The organism is Aquabacterium sp. OR-4 (assembly GCF_025290835.2).
Lineage (GTDB): Bacteria > Pseudomonadota > Gammaproteobacteria > Burkholderiales > Burkholderiaceae_C > Pseudaquabacterium.
Window position 1 is genome coordinate 1,019,476 of sequence record NZ_JAOCQD020000001.1, and the last position, 21,702, is coordinate 1,041,177.

Here is a 21,702-nt window from a genome sequence, read left to right on the forward strand (position 1 = left end):
GCGTGGCGGCCCGGGTGGCAGGTGCCGGGTGTCGATGGCTGGGGGGCGGGCGCGCATGGTGGCGGCGATGATGCCATGCAGATCGGCCCGGCCGCCGGGCCGGCGGCGGACTCAGCGCAGCGGGCGCTGCGCGGTCATCAGGATCCAGCCGTCTTCGCTGTCGCTGACCTCGAGCGCCAGCCAGGGCGCGTAGGCGGCCTTCAGCTCGTCGGCCTGGCGTTCCAGGATGCCGGCCAGCACCAGGTGGCCGCCGGGCGCCACATGGCTGGCCAGCAGCGGGGCCAGCAGCTTCAGCGGCGTGGCCAGGATGTTGGCCAGCACCAGCGGGTACTCGCCACGCGCGCCGCCCTCGGCACCGTCGGGCAGCGCCGCCTGCAGCGTCACGCCGTTGGCGGCGGCGTTGTCGCGGGTGGATTGCACCGCGGCTTCGTCGATGTCCACCGCGTCGATGCCGCTGGCGCCATGCAGCGCCGCGCCGATGGCCAGGATGCCCGAGCCGCAGCCGTAGTCGAGCACGCGCTGCCAGCCGGCGGCCAGCGCCGGGGCGTGGTTGGCGGTCCAGCGCAGGCACATGCGCGTGGTCGGGTGGGTGCCGGTGCCAAAGGCCAGGCCGGGGTCGAGCCGGATCACCTTCTCGGCCGCGGCCGGCGCCTCGTGCCAGCTGGGCACGACCCAGAAGCTGGGCGTGATCTCCACCGGCGTGAACTGCGACTGGGTGAGCCGCACCCAGTCCTGGTCGGCCACCTCGCGCAGCGCCAGCACCTGCACCGTGGCGGCCCATTCCTGGGCCATCACCAGCGCGGCGGCCTCGGTGGCCTCGGCCTCGCTGGCAAACAGCGCGGTGATGTCGCTGCGCTGCCAGCCCTCGCGCGGCGCGGGCATGCCGGGCTCGCCGAACAAGGCCTGCTCGGCCTCGGTGCCGGCATCGGCATCGGCCACCGAGACCGACAGCGCCTCCAGCTCGTCGACCAGCGCCTCGCTGACCGACTCCACCAGCGCCTCGGGCAGGCGCAACACCAGTTCATGCATGCGATGTCACCTCAGCGTTTATGGTGTTCCAGCCACTTCTCGAGGTAGTGGATGCTGGTGCCGCCCTCGACGAACTTGGCGTCCACCATCAGCTCGCGGTGCAGCGGGATGTTGGTGGAGATGCCCTCCACCACCGTCTCGCTCAGCGCGGTGCGCATGCGCGCCAGCGCCTGCTCGCGGGTGTCGCCGTGCACGATGATCTTGCCGATCATCGAGTCGTAGTTGGGCGGCACCATGTAGTTGGTGTAGACATGCGAATCGACCCGCACGCCGGGGCCGCCCGGGGCGTGCCACACGGTGATGCGGCCGGGCGAGGGCGTGAACTTGAACGGGTCTTCGGCGTTGACCCGCACCTCGATGGCGTGGCCGCGCATCTGCACCTGGCGCTGCGTGAACGGCAGCTTCTCGTTGGCGGCGATGCGGATCTGCATCTGCACGATGTCGACGCCGGTGACCAGCTCGGTCACCGGATGCTCCACCTGCACGCGGGTGTTCATCTCGATGAAATAGAACTCGCCGTTCTCGAACAGGAACTCGAAGGTGCCGGCGCCGCGGTAGCCGATCTTCTTGCAGGCCGCGGCGCAGCGGTCGCCGATGCGCTCGATGATGCGGCGCGGGATGCCCGGCGCCGGCGCCTCTTCGATGATCTTCTGGTGGCGGCGCTGCATCGAGCAGTCGCGCTCGCCCAGCCACACCGCGTTCTTGTGCTGGTCGGCCAGCACCTGGATCTCGATGTGGCGCGGGTTCTGGAGAAACTTCTCCATGTACACCGACGGATTGTTGAAGGCTGCACCCGCCTCGGCGCGGGTGGTCTGCACCGCGTGCAGCAGCGCCGCCTCGGTGTGCACCACGCGCATGCCGCGGCCACCGCCGCCGCCGGCGGCCTTGATGATCACCGGGTAGCCAATGGCCCGCGCCGCCTGCACGATGGCCTTGGCGTCGTCGGGCAGCGCGCCTTCCGAGCCCGGCACGCAGGGCACGCCCGAGCGGATCATGGCCTGCTTGGCCGAGACCTTGTCGCCCATCATGCGGATGGCGTCGGGCGTCGGGCCGATGAAGGTGAAGCCGCTTTTCTCGACCCGCTCGGCAAAGTCGGCGTTTTCGCTGAGAAAGCCGTAACCGGGGTGGATGGCCTCGGCGTCGGTCACCTCGGCGGCCGCGATGATGGCCGGCATGTTGAGGTAGCTCTGACCCGAGGCGGGCGGGCCGATGCACACCGACTCGTCGGCCAGCTTGACGTACTTGGCTTCGCGGTCGGCCTCGGAATACACCACCACCGACTTGATGCCCATCTCGCGACAGGCCCGCTGGATGCGGAGTGCGATCTCTCCGCGGTTGGCGATCAGGATCTTCTTGAACATGCGGTGCTGCCGACGCTCACTCGATGATGAACAGCGGCTGGCCGAACTCGACCGCCAGACCGTTCTCGGCCATCACCTTGGTGATGGTGCCGGACTTGTCGGCCTCGATCTCGTTCATGATCTTCATCGCCTCGATGATGCAGATGGCCTCGCCTTCCTTGACCTGCTGGCCGACCTCGCCCAGCGGCTTGGCGCCGGGGCTCGACGCGCGGTAGAAGGTGCCCACCATCGGCGACTTGACCACATGGCCGGTCTCTTCGGCCGGCGCGGCGGCCACGGCCGCTGCGGCGCCCGGGGCGGCGGCCACCGGTGCACCGGCGGGCGCCTGCGGGGCGGCCATCATCATCATCTGCGGCTGCACCATGCCGGCAGGGGCGGCGCCGGCCTTGACGATGCGCACCTTGCCTTCGGCCTCGGTGATCTCGAGTTCAGAGATGTTCGATTCCGACACCAGGTCGATCAGCGTCTTGAGCTTGCGCAGGTCCATGGGGGTGTTGCTCCGGTTCGGCGGCGCCGCAAGCGGCGCCACGGTGGGACGGCAGACCGCCTTGTCGCGATCTGAATTCATCTGCAGGGACTGAGGCCCGCTGGTGCTGCGTACGGCACCGAAAAGAGGGCGGATTGTGGCACAGTGATGACCCGGCGCCGTGAATTTTGCCGATTTTCTGGCTGGCGGCCGTTGGCGGCGCGTTGACCGGTAATGGCTTGAACTTCAACGACGATGCGCGATTTTCGCCATTGGCGCGCGGCCTGGGGGCGGCTTCTGCGTGGCCGCCGGGTCTGGCGTCAGAGGCGGGCCGCCCAGCCGCTCAGCTCGGCATAGCTGGTTTCGCCCAGCTTGCGCTGCGCAATGCGCCCGGCCGCATCCACCAGCACCGAAAACGGCAGGCCGCCGTGGGTGTTGCCCAGTGCCCGCACGAGCTCGGTGCCGTCCAGCCCGGCCAGGCCGATCGGAAAGCCCAGCTTCACGCGGCCGAGAAACTCGCGCACCGGCGTCGGCCCGTCGATGGCCAGGCCCAGCACCTGCCAGCCACGGCCGGCGAAATCGCGGTGAAAACGGTCGAGCTCGGGCAGTTCGCGCACGCACGGGGCGCACCAGGTGGCCCAGAAGTTGATGACCAGCGGCTTGCCGCGCAGGCTGGCCATGGCCAGCTCGCCGCCCTCGGGCCGGTCAAAACGCAGCGGCCACAGCGCCTGCAGCTCGGGCGAGCCGCCGGCGGCGGCGCCGCCTTGGCCGGCCGCCGCCGTGCCGTGCCCGCTGTCCGCGTGGCCGGCCGCCTGCTGCCGCCAGGCCAGGCCGGCACCGGCGGCGGCGGCCACCGCCGCCACCGCGCCGATCAGCAGCGGCCGGCGCGTGGCCCGGGTGGGGTGCTCGGGCTCGCTCATGGCGCGGGCGCCGGGTGGGGGGCGGTGTCGAGCAGGCGGCGCAGGGCGGCCAGGTCGCCACGCCAGCTGCGGCCGCGGGCGTCGGGCTTGAGCGCGCCGCGCAGGTCGTCGTGGTCGCGGATCACCAGGTGCACGGTGACCCAGTCGCCGAGCACGCGCGAGCGCTGGGCCAGGCTCAGCACGTCGATGCCGCCGCCATGGCCGTCGGGGCGGCTGCCCACGTCGTAGTCGAGGCCCAGGTTGATCAGCGCGATCTCGGTCGACTTGGTGTCGTCGCAGTACAGGTCGAGCACGATGGCCGAGCGCCGGGTGGCCGTGCCGCGCCACACCGCGCCGGCCAGGTGCGGGCGGAACTCGGCCAGGCGCTGCATCCAGGGCAGGGCCAGCTCGCGCAGTTCGCGCAGCTCGGCCGGCTGGGTGTCGGCGCAGAACAGGGCGAGGTACTCACGCACCTCGTCTTCGACCTGCTCGTTGGACGGCAGCTCGGACTGGCGCGCACCCTGGCGGCCCAGCGCCCGCAGCGCCTTGCGCTTGGCGCCGGCGTAGTCGAGGTCTTCGTCGACCACCAGCCGGGCGGCGGTGGCGGCGATCTCTTCGGCAAGGGTGACCATGGGCGCGATTGTAGAAAGCCGGCTCAGCCGTGCCGCCGCAGGGGCCAAGCGCCGTGGCGGCGCATCAGGGCAGTTCCACCGCGCCCATGCGCGCCGCGATGGTGCCGCTGCGCCCGGCCAGGTAGGCCGAGCCGGGAGATTTTTCGAAGCGCTTGGGCGCCGGCAGCATCACCGCCAGGCGTGCCGCCTGGCCGGGGCCCAGCGCCGCGGCATCCACCCGAAAGTAGTGCCGCGCCGCGGCCTGGGCGCCGAACACGCCCTCACCCCATTCGACATGGTTGAGGTAGATCTCGAGCATGCGGCGCTTGCCCAGGATCAGCTCGAGCTCGTAGGTCAGCACGATCTCCTGCAGCTTGCGCAGCGCCGTGCGTTCGCCCGACAGGAACAGGTTCTTGGCCAGCTGCTGGCTGATGGTGGAGCCGCCGATCAGCTTGGGCTCGACCCTGGGTCGCGGCTTGGCCGCGGTGGCGGGCGGCGGGGTGGCGCCCCTGGCCTGGCGGGCCGCCTGGCGCTCGGCCTGGCGTTCGGCCTGTTGCGCCAGCTGGGCGTTGCGCCGCTCGGCGGCGGCCTCGGCGCGCTGGTTTTTCTCCCAGGCGCGTTCGATGGCGTCCCACTCCACGCCGCTGTGGTCGGCAAAGCCGGCGTCCTCGCTGGCGATCACGGCGCGCTTGAGGTGGGCGGCGATGCGGCTGTCGTCGGCCCAGTCCTGGCGCCAGTCAATGCGCTGCTTCTCGACCAGCAGGCGCCAGGCCTCGCTGCGCTCGAAGCTGGTGGAGGCCGGGTCCAGCAGCGCCATCAAGGCGATGCGGCCGGCAAAAAACAGCTGCAGCGACAGGGCCGACAGCAGCAGCAGCGCCAGCACGCGCCAGGCCTGCGCGCGCCAGCCGGACAGAAGCTTGCTTGCCGCCATGTGCCGCGCCGCGCCTTCAGCCCTTGGTCGCCAGGCGGGCGCGCAGCGCGGCCAGCACCGGGGCGGTGTCGGGCCGCAGGCCGCGCCACAGCGCAAAGGCGCCGGCCGCCTGCTCGACCAGCATGCCCAGGCCGTCGCGGCCCACCGCGCCATGGGCCCGGGCCCAGTCGATGAAGGGCTGCGCGGCCGGGCCGTACATCAGGTCGACGGCCAGCGCGCCGGGCCGGAGCACCGCGGCCTCGACCGGCACGCCCTCGCCAGCCAGGCTGCTGGCGCTGCTGTTGATCACCACGTCGAAGGCGCCACCCCGGGCCGCATCGGCCAGGCCGCAGGCCTGCAGCGCCACGCCATGCGTGCGCGCCCAGGCGGCATGGCGCTCGACCAGGGCCTCGGCCTTGTCGCGGCTGCGGTTGGCCAGCCACACCTGGGCCGGCCGGCAGGCCAGCAGCGGGCCCAGCACGCCGGCCGCGGCGCCGCCGGCACCCACCAGCAGCACGCGCTGGCCGGCCAGCGGCACGCCCGCGCCGTGGGTGATGTCGCACATCAGGCCCTCGCCGTCGGTGTTGTCGGCCGTCCAGCCCTCGGCATCGAAGCGCAGCACATTGGCCGCCTGGGCCAGCGCGGCGCGCGGCGTGAGCTGGCGCGCCAGCGGCAGCACCTGGAACTTGAAGGGCACGGTGATGTTGCAGCCACGCGCCGGGCCCAGGCCGCGTGCCGCATCGGCGCTGGCGATGAAGCCACGCACCGTGGCCTCGAAGCCATCCAGCGGGCACTCGATGCGCTCGTACACCAGCGCCTGGCCGGTCTGGCGCGCGAACTCAGCATGGATGAAGGGCGACTGGCTGTGGGCCACCGGATGGCCGAGCACGGCGTAGCGGTCAGGAAGGGGGGCGGTCATGCGGGGCGGTCATGCGGGGCGGAACGGGATCAGGCGGGGTCAGGCAGGAGCGGGCGGCGGGCGCGGGCGGCAGCGGGCAGGCGAGATCAGCGCATCTGCGGCGCGCTGAGCGAGGTTTCCAGGCCCTCGTCGCGCGTGAAGCGAAAGCGCGACGAGACCACGATCTGGTCGGCCTGGTTGCGCATTTCGCCGTTGAAGCGGCCATAGGGCGCGGCGCCCTGCACGATGGCCAGCGCGCGCCGGTCCAGCGCCTTGTTGCCCGAGCTGTGCATGACCTCGGCGTCGACCACGCGGCCTTCCACATCGACGGTGATGTTCATCGTCAGCTCGCCATACAGCTTGCGGCCCTGGTGGGTGGGAAAGTCGCGCGTGCCGCGCTCCTCGACGCGGCGGCGCAGGCGGTCGTAGTACAGCGCGTACACCGCCTCGCGCGTGGCCGGGCTGATGAAGCGCTTGCGCGGCCGGGCGTTTTCTTCGGTGATGCGCTTCTCGATCTCGGCCATCTGCTTGAGCAGCTGGCGGCGGCGCTCCTCCTGCTCGCGGGCCTGGGGCGTGCCCTCGTCGCGCTGCGGGTCGGGTGGTGGCAGCTTGGCCAGCTCCTGGTGCACGCTGGCCAGCAGCTGCTGCTGCATCTGCTGCAGCTGCTCGATGCGGCGGTGGGCTTCGTCGCTGGCGTCGCCCAGCTCCACCTGGGCCGCCGCGGGCAGCGGCGAGGTGGCGCGGCCGGCGGCCGCATCGCCACCACCGGCCAGCGCCGCCTGGGCGATGGCCTGGGCCTGGGTGGGCGGCTCCTGGCCCCGCGCGTTGACCAGGATCACCTCCAGCGGCGTGTCGCGGAACACGCGCTCGAAGCGCTCGGGGTCGACAAAGCGCATCGTCAGCAGCCCGGCATGCACGCCCACCGACAGTGCCAGCGCCCACTGCAGCACGCCCAGGCGCCGCCACCAGCGCCCCGGGCGCGCCGCGGCCGCCAGGGCGCCCGGGCCGCCAGCGGCCAGCGTCGGCCGCGGCTCGGGCGGTGCCGATGGCTGCATCTGGGTGTCGGCAAAGCCGACGAAGGGCGAATCGCCGGCCGACGGCGGCAGCACGCCGCGCGCCGGCCGGCCCGGCACCGGCATGGCCGGGCCGCTGCTGTTGCGTCCAGTGGGCGCCATGTCAGGGTGCTGGTGCGGGTGGCCTGCCTGCCGGGCGGGCGGGTCAGTCGGCCGCTGGCGCGGCGGGCGCCGTGGCGGGGGGGGCCGTGCCATCGGCGACAGGGCCATTGGCGTCTGTGGCCGTGGCCGCGGGCGCGTCAGGGCCGTCGGCGGCATCCGCCAGGTCGATGGCCAGGGCCAGCGGGCTGGCGGCCTGGGCGGCGTCGTCGTCTTCGTCGGCGCCGTCATCGGCTGCGGCGGGGGCGGCCCCGGCGTCGTCCAGGCGCTGTGCCAGCGAGGCATGCACGTCCAGCGTCAGCAGGTCGATGCCGGTGATGCGCACGCGCACATGCGTGCCGCGCGGCAGGCCTTCGCAGCCGAGGGCGCGAAACACCAGCGGCAGCGTATCGGCACGCACCAGGCCGTCCTTCATGGTGGCGGCATCGAGCTCGGCCACGCCCTGCTGCTGCAGCCAGCGCAGCGCCCAGAAGCGTTCGATGCCGTGCTGGAAGTCGTTGTAGGCGCTGTAGGCGGTGTCGAAGGACGAGATCACCGAGAACAGCATCGCGTCCTTGGGCTTGAACGGCGCGGCCAGCGCGGCGGTGCGGCCATGGCGCGCGCAGGCGATGATCTGCCACTGGTTGACCAGGTCGGTATAGCGCCGCAGCGGGCTGGTGGCCCAGGTGTACTGCGCCACGCCCATGCCGGCATGCGGCAGCGGCCGGGTGCCCATGCGCACCTTGATGCCCGGCAGCAGGCTGGCCTGGCTGCGGTAGATGCCCGGCACGCCATGCTCGGCCAGCCAGCCACCCCAGCGGCTGTTGGCCAGGATCATGGCCTCGCTGACGATCAGGTCGAGCGGCGCGCCGCGGCGGCGCTCGGTGATGCTCACCGTCTCGTGCCCTTCGGGCTCGGTCTCGCGGTCACCATCCAGGCGGAAGTTGTAGTCAGGGCGGTTGAAGTTCTCGGGCTTGCCGCGCACCACCTCGCGCTGCGCCTTCAGGTGCCGCGCCAGCCGGAAGCAGAAGGCCAGCTCGGCCGCGAACGGGTACTCGGCCACCGCCTCGCCGGTGAGGCTGGCCTCGGTGACCGATTCATCGAGCTGGTCGTGGCGCAGGTTGGCGGCGATCGGCACCCGCTCGAGCCGGGTCTCGGCCGACTTGAGCTCCAGCGTGGCCTCGTCGAAGCGAACGTAAAGGCTCACCGCCGGGCAGTCACGGCCCTCGATCAGCGTGTAGGCCTGCACCACCGCGTCGGGCAGCATGGTGATCTTCCAGCCCGGCATGTAGACGGTGGACAGGCGCTCGCGCGCCACCTTGTCCACCGGCGAGTCGGGCGTGATGGCCAGCGCCGGTGCGGCGATGTGCACGCCGAACACGATCTCGCCGGTGCCCAGGCCGGTGACGCTGAGCGCGTCGTCGATCTCGGTGGTGAGCGAATCGTCGATCGAAAAGGCCTGCACCGCGGCCAGCGGCAACTCGTCCTTGATCTCGGGCGCCTGCAGCGCCGGAAAGCCCGTGCCCTTGGGAAAGGTCTCGAACAGAAAGCGCCGCCAGTGGAACTGGTAGGGGCTGTCGATCGCGCCGGCGCCCTGCAGCAAATCCAGCGGCGCACGCTGGCTGCGCTTGGCAGCCTCGACCACGGCCTTGTATTCGGGGCCGTTCTTGTCGGGCTTGAACAGGATGCGGTAGAGCTGCTCGCGCACCGGCGCCGGGCAGCTGCCGGCGGCCAGCTCGGTGGCCCAGGCCTCGATCTGCGCGGCGATCTGCGCCTTGCGCTCGATGGCCAGCAGCGCGGCCTTGACGATTTCTTCAGGCGCCTTCTTGTACTGGCCCTTGCCGGCGCGGCGGAAGTAGTGCGGCGCCTCGTGCAGGCACAGCAGCGCGGCGGCCTGCTGCTCGGGGCCGGCCTTGGCGTCGAAGTACTCCTTGGCCAGCTCGCTGAAGTGGAACTCGCCCTCCGGGGCGAACTGCCAGGCCAGATCGGGGTCGATCTCGGCCGCCATGGCCTGGGCCGCGGCCAGCAGCGCGGCCGGCTCAGGCTTGGCGAAGCGCAGCAGCACATTGGCCAGCTTGACCTTGACACGTTTGCCCGAATCGAGCTCGATCTGCATCGAACTCTCGGCTTCGGACATCACACGGCCGGCGAGGAACTTTCCGGCTTCATCGAACAGGGCGTAATTCACCCGGCCGATTGTCCCATCCCCAGCGGGTGGTATCGCGAACCTGCTTGGCGGGTGGCCCCGCGTACCCGCGGGGCCGGGTGCCCCAGCGGGCCGAGCGCCGGGCCGCCCCAAGCCGGCCCGCACCCGCCTGGCGGGTGGCCCCGCGTACCCGCGGGGCCGGGTGCCCTCTGTACCTACACGGTCATGCCGCCCGACACCTCGATCACCGCGCCGTTGATGTAGCTGGCCTCGTCGCTGGCCAGGAAGGCGTAGACGTTGGCAATTTCCTCGGGTCGGCCCAGGCGGTGCAGCGGCACCTGCTCGCGCATGTGCTCGAGCACCTTGTCGGGCACGGTGGCCAGGATCGGCGTCTCGACGAAGCCGGGCGCCACGGCATTGCAGCGCACGCCCTTGGGGCCCAGCTCGCGGCTCCAGGTCTTGGTGAAGCCGATCACACCGAACTTGCTGGCGGCGTAGTTGGTCTGGCCGAAGTTGCCGTAGATGCCGACCACGCTGCTGGCATTGAGGATCACGCCGCTGCCTTGCGCGCACATCAGGTCGGCCACGGCCTGGCTGGCGTTGAACACGCCGCGCAGGTTGACGTCGATCACCGCGTCGAACTGCTGCGCGCTCATCTTCACCAGGCGCGCGTCTTGGGTGATGCCGGCGTTGTTCACCAGCACGTCCACGCGGCCGAAGCGCGTCTTCACCGCGGCCACCATGGCGTCGAGCGCCGGGCGGTCGGTGACGTTGAGCGCAAAGCCCATGGCCTGGGCGCCGCGCGCCTGCACCGCGGCCACGGCGGCGTCCACGCCGGCCGGCTGGAGGTCGCAGACGACGACGATGGCGCCTTCGTCGGCAAACTTCAGCGCGGTGGCCAGGCCGATGCCCTGGGCGGCGCCGGTGATGATGGAAACCTTGTTCTTCAGTCGCATAGGTTCAGAAAGCTCAGCACGAAGGGAAGGTGGTCGTCGAAGTCGCTGATCGCGTGGTCGCTGCCATCCAGCAGGCGCACCGTGGCGCCGGGGTAACGCCCGGTCATCTCGCGCCAGCTCAGCACCTCGTCGCCCTGGGCGATCACGGCGCCGTAGCGGTCGGGCCGGGTGATGGCCGGCGGGGTGAGCGCGCGCAGCTCGGCAATGAACTCGGGGCGGAAGAAAAAGCGCTGGTCGGGGTCGTGAAACGCCGTCTGCTCGCCGATGTAGGCCGCCAGGTCGCGCGCCGGGTCCACCGCCGGGTTCAGCAGCATCGCGCGGCAGCCGGTGGCCTCGGCCACCGCGGTGGCGTAGAAGCCGCCCAGCGACGAGCCCACCACGGCCATGCCCGCGCGCGGCCAGTCGGCGATCAGCGCCTGGATCAACGCCCAGGCCGCCGCCGGCGAGGGCGGCAGCTGTGGGCAGCACCACTGCACATCGGGCCGCTGCGCCGCCATCCAGGCCTGCATGCGCTGCGCCTTGAACGACCGCGGCGACGAGCGAAAGCCGTGCAGGTAGAGCAGGTGCGTGATCATCGAAACGCCGTCCGGGCGGGCGCCGGGCCGCGCCCACGCCGCCCGGCCACCGGCTTGGCGGGTGGGGCCGGTACGTTGGCACCGGGCGCCGTCATGATCCGATGGCGCGCATGAACTCGGCGCGCAGCGTGGCGTCGTCGGCCAGGCAGCCGGCGAAGGCCTGGGTCACCACGCGCTCGTCGCCACGGCGGTCTTCGCCCAGCAGCAGGCACAGCTGCTCGGCCTCGATCACGCAGGCTGCGCCGTGGGCGTGGCCGTGGCTGAGCAGTGCATCGGCGATGTCGCGGCTCATCCACTCTTGGTAGGTGAAGCGGTGGCCGATGGCGTCCACCAGCCGCGCGATGCGGCCAAAGCCGTGCAGCCGCCCGCCCGGCACATAGGCCACATGGGCCACGCCGCGAAAGGGCAGCAGGTGGTGCGGGCACACGCCGTGCACGGCGATGCCGCGCACCACCACCATGTCGCTCCGCGGGTCGGCAAAGCCCTCGCCCAGCACCTCGGCGGGGTTCAGCGCATAGCCGCCGAGCAGGCGCTTCTCCCACAGCTCGCGCACCCGCTGCGGCGTCTTGCCGGTGTGCACGCCCTCGGCCGGCACGCCGCAGGCGCGCATCAGGTCGGCAACGGCGCGTTCAAAGGCCGGCGCGTCAAAGGCGCCGCTGCGCGGGATGCCGACACTGCCAGGCGCCGGCGGTCTGCCCGGACCGTGATCGTGGTGATCCTCGTGCGGGCAGGTGTCGGTCATGTCAACGTCCCATGCTGGCCAGTGGCGCGTGCGTCGCACGAATGAGGCGCACCCCAGCGGCCGCCGCCGGCGGTGCTTCGGGGCGAGTTCACGCCAGTGCCTTCAGCAGCTTGTCGTGGATGCCGCCAAAGCCGCCGTTGCTCATCACCAGCACATGGTCGCCGGGCTTGGCGGCACGCACGATCTGCGCCACCAGCTTGTCGATATCGTCGCTCACCACGGCCTGGGGGCCCATCGGCGCCAGGGCCTCGGCGGCGCTCCAGCCGTAGTTGCCCTGCAGACAGAAGGCCAGGTCGGCTTCTTCCAGGCTCCAGGGCAGCTGGGCCTTCATGCTGCCCTGCTTCATGGTGTTGCTGCGCGGCTCGAACACCGCCAGGATGCGCTCGAGCCCGACCTTGCGGCGCAGGCCGTTGACCGTGGTGCGCATCGCCGTGGGGTGGTGGGCAAAGTCGTCGTAGACCCGCACCACACCGCCACCGCGCGGCACCTCGCCCTTCAGCTCGAGCCGCCGCCGCACGTTCTCGAAGCTGGCCAGCGCCGCGGCGGCCACCTCGGGGGCCACGCCCACGTGCTCGGCCGCGCCGATGGCGGCCAGCGCGTTGAGCTGGTTGTGCTCGCCCAGCAGGCCCCATTCAACCCGCGCGATCTTCAGGCTGCCGCGCAGCACGTCAAAGGCATGCGGCTCGCCGCGGGCACGCAACGCGCCGGGCTCTTCCTTGCGGGCGCCAAAGCGCTGCACCTCGCTCCAGCAGCCGCGCGCCAGCACGCGGTTGAGCGACTCTTCGCGGATGTTGACCACCAGCCGGCCCTTGCCCGGCACGGTGCGCACCAGGTGGTGGAACTGGGTCTCGATGGCGCCAAGGTCGGCAAAGATGTCGGCGTGGTCGTACTCGAGGTTGTTGAGGATGGCGGTGCGCGGCCGGTAGTGCACGAACTTGCTGCGCTTGTCGAAAAACGCGGTGTCGTACTCGTCGGCCTCGATGACGAAGGTCTCGCCCGCGCCCAGGCGTGCCGACACGCCAAAGTTCAGCGGCACGCCGCCCACCAGGAAGCCGGGCTGGAGCCCCGCCTGCTCCAGGATCCAGGCCAACATCGAGGTGGTGGTGGTCTTGCCATGCGTGCCGGCCACGGCCAGCACATGGCGTGGCCGGCCGGGCTGCCGCAGCACGTTCTCGGCCAGCCATTGCGGGCCGCTGATGTAAGGCGCGCCGGCATCGAGCACCGCCTCCATCAGCGCGTTGCCCCGCGTGACCACGTTGCCGATCACGAACAGGTCGGGCTGCAGCGCCAGCTGCTCGGCGCCAAAGCCCTCGATCAGCTCGATGCCGAGTGCGCGCAGCTGGTCGCTCATCGGCGGGTAGACGTTGGCATCGCAGCCGGTGACGCGGTGGCCGGCTTCGCGGGCGATGGCGGCCATGCCGCCCATGAAGGTGCCGCAAATGCCCAGGATATGGATGTGCATGCGGCCATTCTAGGCAGCGGGTGCCCGGCACCGCCGATGGCCGTGCGGCGGGCCGCCGCGCACAATCGGCCGATGTTCGGCTGGATCGTCTCGCACCCCTGGGCCTACCCGGCGCTGGAGGTGCTGCACATCAACGGCATCGGCCTGCTGCTGGGCAGCCTGGTGCTGCTGGAGCTGCGCGTGTGGGGCCTGGGCCGCGCGCTGCCGCTGCCCGCACTGGCGGGCCTGGCGCTGCCGGTCACGCTGGCGGGTTTCGGGCTGGCCGCCGCCAGCGGCCTGCTGATGTTTGCCGGCCAGGCGGTTGAACTGCTGGGCCAGCGCCTGTTCACGCTGAAGATGCTGCTGATCGCCGTGCTGGGCTGCAATGCGGCGGTGTTTCATGCGCGCGGCGCGCTGCAGCACCCCGATGCCTGGGCGCGGCTGCAGACCGCGCTGTCGCTGGGGGGATGGCTGGTGGTCATCGTGCTCGGCCGCTGGCTCGGCTACGTTTGAGGCCTTCGCGCCAAACCCCGGGAGTGATCCGATGAACGCCCTGCAACGCCGCCAGCTGCTGCTGGCCGCCCCCGCGCTGTGGGCCTGGCCCGCTGCACGGGCCCACCATGGCTGGAGCAGCTTCGACCAGACCCGGCCGCTGTGGCTGGAAGGCCGGGCGCAGAAGGTGAGCTGGAAGAACCCGCATGCCGAGCTGCAGCTGGAGCTGGCGGCCACGCCGGCCCTGCCGGCCGACCTGGCCACGCGGGCATTGCCGGCGCAGACCGCGCCGGTGGACGGCAAGGCCCTGCTGGCTGCCACGCGCCTGCCGCGGCGTGGTGACCGGCTGTGGCAGATCGAGCTGGCGCCGCTGACGCGCCTGCAGGCCTGGGGCGTGCCCGAGATCACCGCCGGCCAGGCGCTGGCGGTGCTGGGTTTTGGCTTCGCCGACGAAAAGGGCGACGCGGTGCTGCGGGCCGAATACCTGTGGCTGGCCGGCAAGGCCTACGGCCTGCGCTCGTCACCGGCCTGAGTGCCGGCCCGCGCGGCACAAAGCCGCTCAGGCCAGCAGGCCCTGGCGGCCGGCCCATTCGGCGCCGGGCGCCAGCAGCACCGGCGTGTCGATGGCCGCCGCCTCCACGCACAGGAAGTGCTGCCAGTCTTCGTCGGGCAGGTCCGACAGCTCGGCGGCCTTGTCAGGGCCGGGGTTCCACACCACGGTGTCGGGCAGGCCTTCCTGATCGATCTGCAGCCTGCCGAAGCCGCTGGCCAGCTGGAACGGGTGCTGCACTTCGCAGTACACGCGGTCGATCTCGCCCACAAAGCCGATCGGGTCGAACTCCTGGTGGCAGCGCTCGCCGTCGTTGACCATGTCCTCGTAGACCAGGTCGTGCACGCCGTGCAGTCGCGCCTTCAGCAGGTCGTCGATGCGCAGGTAGGTGTGCAGCGCGGTGCTGAACTCGAAGCTGCTGCTGCCGGTGTTGGTGACGGCCAGCTCCACATCCAGCTGCTTGCCCGACACCACCAGGGTCAGCTCGGCCTCGAAGTCATGCGGCCACAGCGCGCGCGTGGCCTCGTCGCTCACCAGCCTGAGCACGCCGATGGCTGCGCCGCCGCGCTGCACGCCTTCGGCCCACTGCCAGGGGGTGGTGCGGGCAAAGCCGTGCCGCGGCAGCGGCCCGCGCGCCGCAAACTGCGGAAAGCACACCGGAATGCCGCCACGCACCGCCTGGCCGGGGCCGGCCACGGCCTCGGGCGAGAGGTACAGGCGCTCTTCGTCGCCGGCCGGAATCCACGACACGATGTGTGCGCCATGCAGCAGCACGATGGCCTGCGCGCCATCGGGCGACACCAGGCACATGGCCGGCTGGCCGAGCACGGTCACCGGCTCGATCATGGGGCCGCCTTGTGCAGGTCGGCAAAGGCCTCGGCCGCCGCCGCCACGGTGGCGGCGATGTCGGCCTCGGTGTGCGCCGCGCTCACAAAGCCGGCCTCGTACAGCGCCGGGGCCAGGTACACGCCCCGGTCGAGCATGCCGTGGAAAAAGCGGTTGAAGCGCGCCTTGTCGGTGGCCATCACCGCGTTGTAGTGCTGCGGCAGGCTGTCGAAGAAGAAGAAGCCGAACATGCCGCCCTGGCTGTCACCGCAGAACGGGATGTCAGCCGCCTGCGCGGCACGGGTCAGGCCCGCCACCAGGCTCTGGGTCTTGGCGGCCAGCGCCTCGTAGAAGCCGGGCTTGGCGATTTCGGTCAGCGTGGCCAGGCCGCAGGCGGTGGCCACCGGGTTGCCGCTCAGCGTGCCGGCCTGGTACACCGGGCCCAGCGGCGCCAGGTGCTTCATGATCTCGCGCGTGGTGCCAAAGGCCGCCAGCGGCATGCCGCCGCCGATGACCTTGCCGAACACGCTGATGTCGGGCGCAAAGCCGGGAATGGCCTGGGCGTACAGGCTTTGCGCGCTGCCGAGCGCAACGCGAAAGCCGGTCATCACCTCGTCAAAGACAAACAGCGCGCCATGCTGCTTGCACAGCGCGTGAATGCGTTGCACAAAGGGCACCTGCGCACGCACGAAATTCATGTTGCCGGCGATCGGCTCGATCATCACGCAGGCGATCTCGGCGCCATGGGCGGCAAATGCCGCCTCGATCTGCTCGAGGTTGTTGTACTCGAGCACCAGCGTGTGCTGCACCACCTCGGCCGGCACGCCGGCGCTGGTGGGGTGGCCAAAGGTGGCCAGGCCCGAGCCGGCCTTCACCAGCAGCGCGTCGGCATGGCCGTGGTAGCAGCCCTCGAACTTGATGATCTTGCTGCGGCCGGTGGCGCCGCGCGCCAGGCGGATGGCGCTCATGCCGGCCTCGGTGCCGCTGCTCACCAGCCGCACTTGCTCGATGCTGGGCACCAGCGCGATGATGGCCTCGGCCAGCTCGACCTCGCGCTCGGTGGGCGCGCCGAAGCTGAAGCCCTCCAGTGCGGCCTTCTGCACCGCCTCGAGCACGGCCGGATGGCCATGGCCCAGGATCATCGGGCCCCAGGAGCCGATGTAGTCGATCAGGCGCTGGCCCTCGGCGTCCCACATGTAGGCGCCATGCGCGCGGGCAATGAAGCGCGGCGTGCCGCCCACGGCGCGAAAGGCGCGCACGGGCGAGTTCACGCCGCCGGGAATGACGCGCTGGGCGCGTTCGAACAGGGCTTGGTTGCTGGTGGTCATCACGAAGGAACGGATCGGTGGGCGCTCAGTGCATGCGCCGCGGCGGCGGCTTGGCGGCCTTGGGTTCGGCCGGCTCGGCGGCGCTGGCGGCTGGCGCGGCGGCCGCAGCCGGTGCGCCGGCTTCGCCTTCGGCGCCCTCCTCGGCCGGGGGCAGGGCCCAGAAGAAGCGGTCGGGCACCACACCGCCCATGCCCGGGCGGAAGCCCGAATCGAGGGTCTGGTCCATGAAGGCCAGGGCCTCGCCAACGGCAGCCTGCAGCTCGGTGCCCGAGGCCAGCAGCGCGGCCAGCGCGGCGCTCAGGGTGTCGCCGGCACCAACGAAGGCGGTGTCGAACATCTCGAACTTCTCGCCGGTGATCGCGCCCTGCGGCGAGGCCAGCACGTTGTCGATGTACTGCTCGGTGCCCTTGCTCGGCAGCATGATGCCGGTCACCAGCACATAACGCGTGCCGCGTTCGCCGGCGGCCACCGCCAGCTCGCGCGCCGAGGGCGGGCGCTCGCTGTCCCAGTCGGGCAGCAGAAAGTCGGTCAGCGTCTTGTGGCTGCCCACCAGCAGCTCGGTGGCCGGCAGGATCAGGTCGCGAAAGGCCTCGTGGTAGGGCTGGGCCTGGTCTTCATCAAGCCAGCCCAGGTTGGGCAGGTACGAGACCAGCGGCACATCGGGGTAGTCGGACAGCACCTCGGCCACCGCGCTGACGCCTTCGGCGCTGCCCAGGAAGCCGACCTTCCAGCCGGCCACGGTGATGTCTTCGAGGATGGTGCGCGCCTGCTCGGTGACGACGTCGGCGTCGATCGGATGGTGGTCGAAGATCTCGGCCGAGTCGCGCATCAGGACGCCGCAGGTGATCGGCAGCGCATGCGCGCCCATGGCCGCCAGCGTGGCCACATCACCGGCGCTGCCGCCGGCGCCGCTGGGGTCGGCCACGTTGAAGCTCAGCACGCAGGCCGGCGCGGGCGCCTCCTGCAGCGCTTCGTCGCCGGGCTCGGCGGCCTGGTCGGCGCCAGGGGCGCCGGCGGCGGTGCCGGGCGCTTGGCCGGGAGGGGGGCGGGAGGTCATCGATGGCGGGTCCGTTGGGTCTGACGGCTGGCGCGGCGCTGGCCGCGTCAGGAACCCGTCAGGCGGGAGGAAGAGGAAATTCGGGCGCGAGCTGCGGGCCGCACGAAAGGGGGCGGGAACCCGTGGCTACAATGCCAGCTTCATTGTAGTGACCTGCCCGACAACGTGACTGAACCGCGCACCTGGATGTGCCTCATCTGCGGCTGGATCTACGACGAGGCCGCGGGCGACGCCGAGCATGGCATCGCCCCCGGAACCCGCTGGGAAGACGTGCCCATGAACTGGACCTGCCCCGAGTGTGGTGCCCGCAAGGAAGACTTCGAGATGGTGCCGGCCTGACCGTGCACCACGGGGCGTCCATGCTTGCCCATCGCCCGAGTCGGCCACATTGCCCGAACTGAGGATCGCCTGACGTGGACGACGTTCTGCCCACCCCTTCCTCGGTGTCGTCCGGGGGCAGCACCCGGGTGCTGGTCATCGACGACAGCAACACCATCCGGCGCTCGGCCGAGATATTCCTCAAGCAGGGCGGCCACGAGGTGGTGCTGGCCGAGGATGGCTACGACGCCTTGGCCAAGGTCAGCGACAACACGCCCGACCTGATCTTCTGCGACATCCTGATGCCGCGCCTGGATGGCTACCAGACCTGCGCCATCATCAAGCGCAACCCGCGCTTTGCCCGCGTGCCGGTGATCATGCTGTCGTCCAAGGACGGGCTGTTCGACAAGGCGCGTGGCCGCATGGTCGGCTCGGAAGACTACCTGACCAAACCCTTCACCAAGGAACAGCTGCTGCGCGCGGTCGAGCAGTTCAGCCGGGCGGCCGCGGCCCCGGGCGGCGTCGAGCCGTCCGACCCCCCCAAACGCTGAGCGACTGCGCGGGCACGATCCGGGAGAATCATCCGATGCCAGTGCACAACATCCTGCTCGTCGACGACTCCAAGACCGAACTGCACGTTCTGTCGGAGATGCTGCGCCGCGAAGGTTTTCGCGTGCGCACCGCCGAGACCGGCGAAGAGGCGCTGCGGCGCCTGGCCGAAGAAAAGCCCGACCTGATCCTGATGGACGTGGTGATGCCGGGGCAGAACGGCTTCCAGCTCACCCGCACGATCACGCGCGATCCGCGTTATGCCGGCATGCCGGTGATCATGTGCACCAGCAAGAACCAGGAGACCGACCGGGTCTGGGGCCTGCGCCAGGGTGCCAAGGACTACGTGGTCAAGCCGGTCAAGGCCGAAGAGCTGCTGGCCAAGATCCGCCAGTTCGACTGACCCACGCCCACCCCGGAACCCACACCCGACATGGCCAACAAGGATGCGCTGCGCGCTTTGCAGACCCGCCTCGCCGAGCGCATGCAGCAGGTGCGCAGCGAGCAGCCCGGCGTTTCGTGGCTGGCGGTCGATTGCGGCGGCCAGGGCCTGCTGTTTCCGCTGAAGGAGGCTGGCGAGATCTTCGACACCGGCACCATGGTGGCGGTGCCGCACACCCAGCCCTGGTTCAGCGGCGTGGTCAACCTGCGTGGCGGTGTGTGCTCGGTGGTCGACATGGCCTCGTTCCTGGGGCTGCGCGAGGCCGGTGGCCCCTTGCCCGAACATGCACGGCTGGTGGCCTTCAATGCCGCGCTGAACGTCAACGGCGCGCTGCTGGTGGATCGGCTGGAGGGCTTGCGTCACGCGGCCGACATGCAGGCCACCGAAGAAACTGATGACAATGCATCGCGCCCGGCCTTTGCGCCGGCGCGTTGGCGCGATGCAGCCGGACGCGAGTGGCAGGAGATCAGCCTGGCCGGTCTGGCGCACGAGCCGCAATTTCTGGCCATCGCTGGCTGACAAGACAAGCCGGGCGAGCGCTGGCCGCCGCCCAGGTGAGCCGCGCCGCGGCCGAGCAAGTAGGGAAAGGGATGTAATGGGCTTCCTGGACAAACTCAAGGGCAACCGGCGCGGTGACGAGGCGGGGGGTGCCAACGCGCCAGCCAACTTCGACGAGCTGCAGGCGGCGATGGACGCTGGCCAGGTGCCCGCGGGACGCGCTGCCGAGCCGGGCGATTCGGTGCTCGAGGCGCCCTCGGTGGCCTCGACCCTGGTGCCGGCCGAGACCGACAGCGCCATCATCTCGGAGATGCCCCCGTCCGACGCCCGTGGCGATTTCAGCGATTCGCGTCAGAACCTGGCCGCCGTGGCCGGTGCCGGCGCGGCCGCCGCGGGCCTGCCGCTGATCGGCCAGCGCCCGGTGGCCGAGCAGCAGCGCATCCTGGCCATCGTGCTGGGCGTGGGCTTGCTGCTGCTGGTGCTGTCGACCGTGTTTGCCCTCACCTCGGCCAGCCGCAACTCGGCCCAGGTGGCGGCCACCGGCCATTCGCTGATGCAGTCGCAGCGCCTGGCCAAGGCGGTGTCGCAGGCGGTGGTGGGCAACGCCCCGGCCTTCGTCGAAGTGAAGGACGCCGTCTCGGTGCTGGCCAACAACGCCCGCGCGCTGAAGGACGGTGGTACCGGCATCTCGGCCGTCTCGGGTGCCGCGCTGGACCAGCTGACGCCGCTGATGCCGATGGTCGACCGCGCCGAGAAAAACGCCACCATCGTGCTCGGTCAGCAAAAGACGCTGACCCAGGTGGGCGAGGCGCTGCGCGCGATCAACCGCCAGTCGGTCGACCTGCTCGACACCGCCGAGACCGTGTCGTCGCTCAAGCTGCAGCAGGGCGCCTCGGCGGCCGAGCTGTCGGCCGTGGGCCAGGTGGTGATGCTGACCCAGCGCATCGGCAAGAGCGCCAACGAGTTCCTCACCACCGAAGGCGGCAGCCCCGAGGCGGTGTTTCTGCTCGGCAAGGACCTGAACACCTTCCGCGAGATCGTCGACGGCCTGATCGAGGGCAACGCCGAGCTGCGCCTGCCCGGCACCAAGGAGCCGCAGGCCCGTGAGCAGCTGGCCAAGCTGAAGACCCAGTTCGGCCAGACCCAGACCCAGGCCAGCGCCATCCTGAGCAACCTGCAGGGCATGTCCAGCGCGCGTGAAGCCCAGGGCGCGGTGATCAAGGACAGCGAACCGCTGCGCAAGGGTCTCGAAGGGGTGCAGGACGCGCTGGCCAGTGCCGGCGGCTTCCGCGCCGTGCACGTCATCGCACTGCTGCTGGGCGTGCTGATGATCGCCGCGGCGGCGTATGGTTTCCTGCGCCTGTTCGTCACCGACCAGGCCCAGCGCGCCGGCATCGCCGAGGCCCAGGCCCTCGAGGCCGAGCGCCAGGAGCAGGAAGCCAAGCGCGTCAACGACGCCAACCAGGCGGCCATTCTGCGGCTGATGAACGAGCTGCAGTCGGTGGCCGAGGGCGACCTGACCCAGCAGGCCACCGTCACCGAAGACATCACCGGTGCCATTGCCGACTCGGTGAACTACACCGTTGAAGAGCTGCGCAACCTGGTGTCGCAGGTGCAGGGCACGGCGGCCCGGGTGGCCGAGACCACGCAGCGCGTGGACGACACCTCCACCGAGCTGCTGGCCGCGTCGGACGAGCAGCTGCGCGAGATCCGCGAGACCGGCGAGTCGGTGCTGCAGATGGCCCAGCGCATCAACGAGGTGTCGGCCCAGGCGCAGCAGTCGGCACATGTGGCGCGGCAATCGCTGCGCGCCGCCGAGACCGGCCTGGCCGCGGTGCAGAACTCGATCGGCGGCATGAACTCCATCCGCGACCAGATCCAGGAAACCTCCAAGCGCATCAAGCGCCTGGGTGAAAGCTCGCAGGAGATTGGCGAGATCACCGAGCTGATCTCGGACATCACCGAGCAGACCAACGTGCTGGCGCTCAACGCCGCCATCCAGGCCGCTTCGGCCGGCGAGGCCGGTCGCGGCTTCTCGGTGGTGGCCGAGGAAGTGCAGCGACTGGCCGAGCGCTCGGGCGACGCCACGCGGCAGATCGCGGCCCTGGTCAAGACCATTCAGGCCGACACCCAGGATGCGGTGGGCGCCATGGCGCGCAGCACGCAGGGCGTGGTGGAAGGGGCCCAGCTGTCCGATGCGGCCGGCGCCGCGCTGGGCGACATCGACCGCGTGACGCGCCAGCTGGCCGAGCTGATCGAGGCCATTTCCGATCAGGCCCTGCGCGAGGCCGATTCGGCCAACGTGGTGGCCAACAACATCCAGCACATCTTCGCCGTCACCGAGCAGACTGGTGAAGGCACCCGATCCACCGCGCAGATGGTGCGCGAACTGTCGCGGACCGCCGAAGAGCTTCGGCAGTCGGTTGCACGGTTCAAGATCAGCTGAACAGCAGGCGGG

Annotated in this window: 23 protein-coding genes; 7 read left to right on the forward strand and 16 right to left on the reverse strand. The window is 71.0% G+C overall.

The window, feature by feature from the left end:
* Positions 1 to 111 precede the first annotated feature (111 nt).
* From prmA to mpl, 13 genes are all read right to left on the reverse strand, one after another.
* Positions 112 to 1,029 (reverse strand): 50S ribosomal protein L11 methyltransferase, encoded by a 918-nt coding sequence (prmA, locus tag N4G63_RS04260; RefSeq protein ID WP_260790323.1) that lies wholly within the window; start codon positions 1,027 to 1,029, stop codon positions 112 to 114.
* An 11-nt stretch (positions 1,030 to 1,040) separates the two neighbouring features.
* Positions 1,041 to 2,390: an acetyl-CoA carboxylase biotin carboxylase subunit gene (accC, locus tag N4G63_RS04265; protein ID WP_260790324.1), complete on the reverse strand. Its 1,350-nt coding sequence runs from the start codon at positions 2,388 to 2,390 to the stop codon at positions 1,041 to 1,043.
* Between the two features lie 16 nt (positions 2,391 to 2,406).
* The gene (gene accB, locus N4G63_RS04270) at positions 2,407 to 2,877 is read right to left on the reverse strand and encodes an acetyl-CoA carboxylase biotin carboxyl carrier protein (RefSeq protein ID WP_260790325.1); all 471 of its coding nucleotides are present in this window, start codon (positions 2,875 to 2,877) and stop codon (positions 2,407 to 2,409) included.
* 299 nt (positions 2,878 to 3,176) lie between these two features.
* Entirely contained in the window at positions 3,177 to 3,776 is a 600-nt protein-coding gene (locus tag N4G63_RS04275; RefSeq protein ID WP_260790326.1) for a TlpA disulfide reductase family protein, read from the reverse strand.
* The gene (locus N4G63_RS04280; protein ID WP_314599384.1) at positions 3,773 to 4,387 is read right to left on the reverse strand and encodes a hypothetical protein; all 615 of its coding nucleotides are present in this window, start codon (positions 4,385 to 4,387) and stop codon (positions 3,773 to 3,775) included. Before N4G63_RS04280 ends, N4G63_RS04275 begins: the two co-directional genes overlap by 4 nt.
* Before the next feature lie 64 nt (positions 4,388 to 4,451).
* A complete protein-coding gene (locus tag N4G63_RS04285; protein ID WP_314599385.1) occupies positions 4,452 to 5,297 on the reverse strand; it encodes a transglycosylase domain-containing protein in 846 nt (281 codons plus the stop codon).
* 16 nt (positions 5,298 to 5,313) lie between these two features.
* Positions 5,314 to 6,195: a shikimate dehydrogenase gene (gene aroE, locus N4G63_RS04290; RefSeq protein WP_314599386.1), complete on the reverse strand. Its 882-nt coding sequence runs from the start codon at positions 6,193 to 6,195 to the stop codon at positions 5,314 to 5,316.
* An 86-nt stretch (positions 6,196 to 6,281) separates the two neighbouring features.
* Positions 6,282 to 7,349 (reverse strand): energy transducer TonB, encoded by a 1,068-nt coding sequence (locus tag N4G63_RS04295; protein WP_260790329.1) that lies wholly within the window; start codon positions 7,347 to 7,349, stop codon positions 6,282 to 6,284.
* Positions 7,350 to 7,392: 43 nt separating this feature from the next.
* Positions 7,393 to 9,462 (reverse strand): ribonuclease catalytic domain-containing protein, encoded by a 2,070-nt coding sequence (locus N4G63_RS04300; RefSeq protein WP_314599387.1) that lies wholly within the window; start codon positions 9,460 to 9,462, stop codon positions 7,393 to 7,395.
* 224 nt (positions 9,463 to 9,686) lie between these two features.
* Positions 9,687 to 10,427, reverse strand: coding sequence for a 3-oxoacyl-ACP reductase FabG (gene fabG, locus N4G63_RS04305; RefSeq protein WP_260790331.1), 741 nt, complete (start codon positions 10,425 to 10,427; stop codon positions 9,687 to 9,689).
* Entirely contained in the window at positions 10,418 to 11,002 is a 585-nt protein-coding gene (locus N4G63_RS04310; RefSeq protein WP_260790332.1) for a YqiA/YcfP family alpha/beta fold hydrolase, read from the reverse strand. Before N4G63_RS04310 ends, fabG begins: the two co-directional genes overlap by 10 nt.
* A 91-nt stretch (positions 11,003 to 11,093) precedes the next feature.
* Positions 11,094 to 11,744: a GTP cyclohydrolase I FolE gene (folE, locus tag N4G63_RS04315; protein ID WP_260790333.1), complete on the reverse strand. Its 651-nt coding sequence runs from the start codon at positions 11,742 to 11,744 to the stop codon at positions 11,094 to 11,096.
* A gap of 88 nt (positions 11,745 to 11,832) precedes the next feature.
* On the reverse strand, positions 11,833 to 13,206 hold the full coding sequence (mpl, locus tag N4G63_RS04320) for a UDP-N-acetylmuramate:L-alanyl-gamma-D-glutamyl-meso-diaminopimelate ligase (protein WP_260790334.1): 1,374 nt from the start codon (positions 13,204 to 13,206) through the stop codon (positions 11,833 to 11,835).
* 72 nt (positions 13,207 to 13,278) lie between these two features.
* On the opposite strand from mpl, the gene N4G63_RS04325 reads away from it, so the two are divergent.
* Positions 13,279 to 13,698 (forward strand): hypothetical protein, encoded by a 420-nt coding sequence (locus N4G63_RS04325; RefSeq protein ID WP_260790335.1) that lies wholly within the window; start codon positions 13,279 to 13,281, stop codon positions 13,696 to 13,698.
* Positions 13,699 to 13,729: 31 nt separating this feature from the next.
* Positions 13,730 to 14,209, forward strand: a complete 480-nt coding sequence (locus N4G63_RS04330; protein WP_260790336.1) for a DUF6152 family protein — start codon at positions 13,730 to 13,732, stop codon at positions 14,207 to 14,209.
* 27 nt (positions 14,210 to 14,236) lie between these two features.
* Here the strand turns inward: N4G63_RS04330 and N4G63_RS04335 are convergent, their stop codons facing one another.
* From N4G63_RS04335 to thiD, 3 genes are read right to left on the reverse strand one after another with little or no spacing between them, the layout of a single operon-like run.
* Positions 14,237 to 15,073, reverse strand: coding sequence for a D-hexose-6-phosphate mutarotase (locus N4G63_RS04335; RefSeq protein WP_260790337.1), 837 nt, complete (start codon positions 15,071 to 15,073; stop codon positions 14,237 to 14,239).
* On the reverse strand, positions 15,070 to 16,380 hold the full coding sequence (gene hemL, locus N4G63_RS04340; protein WP_260790338.1) for a glutamate-1-semialdehyde 2,1-aminomutase: 1,311 nt from the start codon (positions 16,378 to 16,380) through the stop codon (positions 15,070 to 15,072). The genes N4G63_RS04335 and hemL overlap by 4 nt, the downstream gene beginning before the upstream one ends.
* A gap of 25 nt (positions 16,381 to 16,405) precedes the next feature.
* Entirely contained in the window at positions 16,406 to 17,437 is a 1,032-nt protein-coding gene (gene thiD / locus N4G63_RS04345; RefSeq protein WP_260790339.1) for a bifunctional hydroxymethylpyrimidine kinase/phosphomethylpyrimidine kinase, read from the reverse strand.
* Positions 17,438 to 17,623: 186 nt separating this feature from the next.
* Between thiD and N4G63_RS04350 the strand changes: the two genes are divergently transcribed.
* From N4G63_RS04350 to N4G63_RS04370, 5 genes are all read left to right on the forward strand, one after another.
* Complete coding sequence (locus N4G63_RS04350; RefSeq protein ID WP_260790645.1) at positions 17,624 to 17,776, forward strand: rubredoxin; 153 nt, start codon at positions 17,624 to 17,626, stop codon at positions 17,774 to 17,776.
* Positions 17,777 to 17,850: 74 nt separating this feature from the next.
* Positions 17,851 to 18,306: a response regulator gene (locus tag N4G63_RS04355; protein ID WP_443112001.1), complete on the forward strand. Its 456-nt coding sequence runs from the start codon at positions 17,851 to 17,853 to the stop codon at positions 18,304 to 18,306.
* Positions 18,307 to 18,341: 35 nt separating this feature from the next.
* Complete coding sequence (locus N4G63_RS04360) at positions 18,342 to 18,707, forward strand: response regulator (RefSeq protein WP_260790340.1); 366 nt, start codon at positions 18,342 to 18,344, stop codon at positions 18,705 to 18,707.
* A gap of 30 nt (positions 18,708 to 18,737) precedes the next feature.
* Positions 18,738 to 19,265 carry a chemotaxis protein CheW gene (locus tag N4G63_RS04365; RefSeq protein WP_260790341.1) on the forward strand — a complete coding sequence of 176 codons (528 nt, stop codon included), beginning with the start codon at positions 18,738 to 18,740 and terminating at the stop codon, positions 19,263 to 19,265.
* 76 nt (positions 19,266 to 19,341) lie between these two features.
* The gene (locus N4G63_RS04370; RefSeq protein ID WP_260790342.1) at positions 19,342 to 21,690 is read left to right on the forward strand and encodes a methyl-accepting chemotaxis protein; all 2,349 of its coding nucleotides are present in this window, start codon (positions 19,342 to 19,344) and stop codon (positions 21,688 to 21,690) included.
* Positions 21,691 to 21,702 lie beyond the last annotated feature (12 nt).

Coding starts and splice junctions, on each gene's coding strand:
- thiD (WP_260790339.1), bottom strand. CDS start 17,437: ATGACCTCCCGCCCCCCTCCCGGCCAAGCGCCCGGCACCGCCGCCGGC.
- N4G63_RS04275 (WP_260790326.1), bottom strand. CDS start 3,776: ATGAGCGAGCCCGAGCACCCCACCCGGGCCACGCGCCGGCCGCTGCTG.
- N4G63_RS04300 (WP_314599387.1), bottom strand. CDS start 9,462: ATGTCCGAAGCCGAGAGTTCGATGCAGATCGAGCTCGATTCGGGCAAA.
- accC (WP_260790324.1), bottom strand. CDS start 2,390: ATGTTCAAGAAGATCCTGATCGCCAACCGCGGAGAGATCGCACTCCGC.
- N4G63_RS04295 (WP_260790329.1), bottom strand. CDS start 7,349: ATGGCGCCCACTGGACGCAACAGCAGCGGCCCGGCCATGCCGGTGCCG.
- mpl (WP_260790334.1), bottom strand. CDS start 13,206: ATGCACATCCATATCCTGGGCATTTGCGGCACCTTCATGGGCGGCATG.
- N4G63_RS04365 (WP_260790341.1), top strand. CDS start 18,738: ATGGCCAACAAGGATGCGCTGCGCGCTTTGCAGACCCGCCTCGCCGAG.
- prmA (WP_260790323.1), bottom strand. CDS start 1,029: ATGCATGAACTGGTGTTGCGCCTGCCCGAGGCGCTGGTGGAGTCGGTC.
- N4G63_RS04325 (WP_260790335.1), top strand. CDS start 13,279: ATGTTCGGCTGGATCGTCTCGCACCCCTGGGCCTACCCGGCGCTGGAG.
- N4G63_RS04370 (WP_260790342.1), top strand. CDS start 19,342: ATGGGCTTCCTGGACAAACTCAAGGGCAACCGGCGCGGTGACGAGGCG.
- N4G63_RS04285 (WP_314599385.1), bottom strand. CDS start 5,297: ATGGCGGCAAGCAAGCTTCTGTCCGGCTGGCGCGCGCAGGCCTGGCGC.
- aroE (WP_314599386.1), bottom strand. CDS start 6,195: ATGACCGCCCCCCTTCCTGACCGCTACGCCGTGCTCGGCCATCCGGTG.
- N4G63_RS04360 (WP_260790340.1), top strand. CDS start 18,342: ATGCCAGTGCACAACATCCTGCTCGTCGACGACTCCAAGACCGAACTG.
- N4G63_RS04310 (WP_260790332.1), bottom strand. CDS start 11,002: ATGATCACGCACCTGCTCTACCTGCACGGCTTTCGCTCGTCGCCGCGG.
- folE (WP_260790333.1), bottom strand. CDS start 11,744: ATGACCGACACCTGCCCGCACGAGGATCACCACGATCACGGTCCGGGC.
- N4G63_RS04280 (WP_314599384.1), bottom strand. CDS start 4,387: ATGGTCACCCTTGCCGAAGAGATCGCCGCCACCGCCGCCCGGCTGGTG.
- fabG (WP_260790331.1), bottom strand. CDS start 10,427: ATGCGACTGAAGAACAAGGTTTCCATCATCACCGGCGCCGCCCAGGGC.
- accB (WP_260790325.1), bottom strand. CDS start 2,877: ATGGACCTGCGCAAGCTCAAGACGCTGATCGACCTGGTGTCGGAATCG.
- N4G63_RS04335 (WP_260790337.1), bottom strand. CDS start 15,073: ATGATCGAGCCGGTGACCGTGCTCGGCCAGCCGGCCATGTGCCTGGTG.
- N4G63_RS04330 (WP_260790336.1), top strand. CDS start 13,730: ATGAACGCCCTGCAACGCCGCCAGCTGCTGCTGGCCGCCCCCGCGCTG.
- hemL (WP_260790338.1), bottom strand. CDS start 16,380: ATGACCACCAGCAACCAAGCCCTGTTCGAACGCGCCCAGCGCGTCATT.
- N4G63_RS04350 (WP_260790645.1), top strand. CDS start 17,624: ATGTGCCTCATCTGCGGCTGGATCTACGACGAGGCCGCGGGCGACGCC.